Origin of the sequence: Halomonas sp. 3D7M, from assembly GCF_014897885.1 — a bacterium.
Taxonomy (GTDB): domain Bacteria; phylum Pseudomonadota; class Gammaproteobacteria; order Pseudomonadales; family Halomonadaceae; genus Vreelandella.
In genome coordinates, this window is sequence record NZ_JABUZF010000274.1 from 1 (window position 1) to 3,982 (window position 3,982).

3 protein-coding genes are annotated in these 3,982 nt (G+C 43.8%); all 3 read left to right on the plus strand.

The window, feature by feature from the left end; translation table 11 throughout:
- A partial coding sequence (locus INT22_RS19720) for an McrB family protein (protein WP_446718970.1) occupies window positions 1-1,578 on the plus strand: 1,578 nt, incomplete at its 5' end.
- Window positions 1,579-1,632: 54 nt separating this feature from the next.
- Window positions 1,633-3,483, plus strand: a complete 1,851-nt coding sequence (locus INT22_RS19725) for a restriction endonuclease-like protein (RefSeq protein ID WP_226912949.1) — start codon at window positions 1,633-1,635, stop codon at window positions 3,481-3,483.
- A gap of 66 nt (window positions 3,484-3,549) precedes the next feature.
- Window positions 3,550-3,982: hypothetical protein (locus INT22_RS21650; RefSeq protein ID WP_226912950.1), on the plus strand; the 433-nt coding region annotated here is incomplete at its 3' end.

Here is a 3,982-nt window from a genome sequence, read left to right on the forward strand (position 1 = left end):
TCAGGGGTAATAAACAATGAGAACATAAAAGAATCTTTCAGAATTTGGATGGTAAAAAATGGCTTACCTGAAAAAACTGCGTCATCTTATTCGGAAACAGGAATCACCTTTTGTAACAAATATTTATCTAGAATTAATATAAACGAAGAAAATCTTTATAAACTAAACCACAAACAAGTACTAAATACACTTAATGAATTAAAGAAAATAAATGATTGGTTGCAGGCAGATAAGAATGATAATTCGATGTATAGTGGTGCTTGTAAAAAATTAGCAGAGTTTCTGAAATATAAAAACAATACCACTCTTTCTTCTCTGCCCAAACCCTTCCTACTCCTGGCTGGTATCTCAGGAACTGGCAAAACCCGCTTTGTTCGTGAGCAGGCAAAATCCACGGGCCAATTTAATGAAACCTATTGTTTAACTTCGGTGCGCCCTGATTGGCATGAACCGAGTGATCTATTGGGGTATATTTCTCGACTCTCGAGTAGCGGCCAGGCGGAATATATTACTACAGATGTACTTCAATTTATTGCCAAAGCCTGGCGTGCCATCGCCGATAGTAACTTAACGATTGATGTACAAAATAGTGATGACCATGGCGAGCGTCTGGTGGTCAGTGGTGACCGTGGTGCTCTACAAGCCGTGTTGCCCTATTGGCTATGCTTAGATGAAATGAATCTTGCACCTGTTGAGCAGTATTTTGCCGATTACCTATCGGTGCTCGAAACCCGTGAATGGGATTGGGATGAAGATACCTTCATTTACAGCAGCGATGCATTATTAAAGCCTGCTACGATTAGCGCCGTTGCGGATACGGATAAATTAAGAGTCGATTTGGGCTTTGAGTTACCAGACTACGACGATCTTTGGCAGCTAATCTGTCAGTATGGCTTAGCAATTCCATTCAACTTAATGGTTGCTGGCACGGTTAATATGGATGAAACCACCCATGGCTTTTCGCGCAAAGTAATCGATCGCGCCCTAAGCTTTGATTTTGGTGAATTTTTCCCCAATGATTACGATACTTTCTTTGCTCCAACCAGTCATAACAAATCACTCGGTTACCCTATTTGGTCACAAGCGCGAAAAGATGATTTAGCCAATACCTGTGATGCCGATGGATCGCAAACATTGGCATTTTTGAGTGCCGTGAATACGGTATTGAAGACCACCCCGTTTGAATTGGCCTACCGTGCACTTAATGAGTTATTACTGGCCGTAGTCAGCACCCAGCCACAGGACGAGCTAACCCTGAAAGCCGTATGGGATGATTTTATGATGTGTAAAGTACTGCCTAGGATTGAAGGAGATAGCGATAAGCTAACTACAGCAGCAGGTGGAGATATGTTGGCGGAGCTGAATAACGTATTGACGGAGCAATTGTCGCCTATCTGGAATGCTGATGACAATAATGATTCGGCCCATCAGCGACCCGATCTGTATAGAGAACAAGCACTGGACGTAGAAGCAACAGAAGACGAGAAAGTACTGCGCATTGCTTGTCGCTCAAAAGGTAAGCTCTCATGGATGAAACAACGCTTGGATAGCGTGACGTTTACGAGTTTCTGGCCGTGATTTTTGGCTGTAACGCTAAGCACGGTAGAGGTAAAGCGAAAGGAGTGGCGAGGAATGCCTGAGTTAATACGATTACAAACACCTGATTTTGAGTTTTCGGTTTGGGCTAACGATATCAGCGCGCGCGCAAAAGTGTATCAGGCCACTGTGGCCGAAAGAGCCAGCCTAACGCTTGAGTATGCAGAGAGCGATGCAGCCCTTCGCTTTGCCCCAGAAGTTGAACTTGTTGATATCGCAGTTATTGATGAGCAGAACAGTAGCCTTGAACTTGATAACAGCCATGCACAAACTGTTTTGGCGACAAGTGTCACTGCGCCTGAAAAATGCTCAACATTCACTTTAAATACACCTTTGTTTTTTGAAAATACTCAATATCAGTTTGAATGGGTGTTCTTGCAAGCCGTATCCGATGCATACTTGGTACATCGTAGCCAAAGCGTCAGCGAAGCGTTTCGCTTTGCCAAACAACGGGGGCCTATTCCCGCACGTTTAACAGGCACCATTAATACTGGCAATGATGTTGGCTGGATGCGCTTACCACTATCATTTGAGGCAGAAGGTAAAACCCACACACAGCATATTGCTTTTGAAGTGTTGCCTACCAAGATGGCGCTACATCACGATTTACCAGCCATGTACCAGGCAATTGATGCTGTTTACCCGCTTTGGCGCTTTAGCTTGGTAGAAAAAACCGAGCAAGATGCAGCAGCCAGCAAACAACGAGGGCACTTTCCACTGATGTGGCTGGCCAACTTTGCTGCTTTAAGGGAACGCTTTGAACAAGGCCTAAAGTTAATCTGTGCTGCCCCGCATAGCCGTTTACAACCAACAATTTCCAATGTTAAGGCGGCAAAATTAAAAGGGCGCCTACCCTACAGGCTCGCTGAGCAAGTTAAGCGAGACTTTGCCAATGGTCAATATGATAAACGTTATCGGGTAGAGAAGAAGCAGCTTAGCGTAGATACACCTGAAAACCGTTTTATTAAGATGGCGGTTACCCAGTGTAAACGACAACTGGCCAAGTTTGAGGCTACGCTGCGTGCTAGCAATCAAGCACCAGAACGCCAACGCTTATCGAATTTTTTTTTAAATGAACTGCATAGCTGGCAACTACCGATACAAAAGGTTCTGAATCTAAGCTTCTTAAAAGAGGTAAGTGCTTACGGTGGTCTAAGCCATGAATCTCTTGTGCTGCAACAAAAAACAGGGTACAGCGCGGTATACCGAGTGTGGCAAGAACTGAGGTTTTATTTGGATGTGTTTGGCAATCAGTCGAGCATTTCAATGAAATCGGTGGCCGAAATTTATGAGGTATGGTGTTTTCTGTGTCTGAAACAGATTTTAGAGCAGAATCTTGGCTTTGAATTAGTCAGCAATAGCATAGCAACATTGTCACAAAATGAGTTTTTCGAATATCAGCTAAAAGATGGTTTCGCCGGTGCATTTCAATTTAAACGCGATGATGGTGTCACGGCAAGGCTGGCTCATGAACCAAAGTTCACCAACAAAGGGCTGTCCATTCGTTCTTACTTGGTAAACCAAGAACCAGATATTGTATTAGAAGTCACCTTGCCCAAGACGGATGGTTCAGACGAAGAGCAGCAGTTTATCTGGTTATTCGATGCGAAATACCGCATTAAAACTAATAAAAATCGTTTTGACAACAGCGAAGAAAATATTTCGCAAACAGATTACGTACCCGACGATGCTATTAATCAAATGCACCGTTATCGGGATGCGTTAATTCGCTTGTCTGTACCCGATAACAAGACTCAGAAATCAAATGACTACACTGCAGCCAAACTCCAGAAGAAAAGCCGGCCAGTATTTGGTGCCTTTGCTTTGTACCCAGGTTTTTTTGATCAAGTTAATGACACTAACCCATATGCTGATGCGATTGAATAGGTCAGCATAGGCGCGTTTGCTCTTTTACCTTCGCAAACCGAGAACAGCTACTGTGGTCACAAGTGGTTGCTTGACTTTTTGCAGGCGCAAATCGGTACAGCCCCAAGCAGCAAAACTGCGCAGCATGATGAAACCATTTACCCTATAGCTGGTATGGCAGAGCGTTTATATATGCAGGAAGCAGCGCGTATACCTTATTACGGTATGCGCCAAGTTCTTTATCCTGACCTAACTATGACAGTTGCACTGGGAGGCCAGCGAGGCCGCGACAGTAGTTACTTTAACGCATTTGAGCAGGGTACTGCACAGTGGTATCACCTACCGCAAAAAACCTTCTTGGCTAAATTTAAGCAGCATATTGCTGAAGAAATTTGCTACTTGGCTTTAGCATCGACATCTGACATCCAAAGAGCTACCAAGCAAATAGATAAGTTATGGCCGGTAAAGCGAGTATCCGTATTACCACGCTATGCTATTAAGTGCTTATTCAAAATTAATC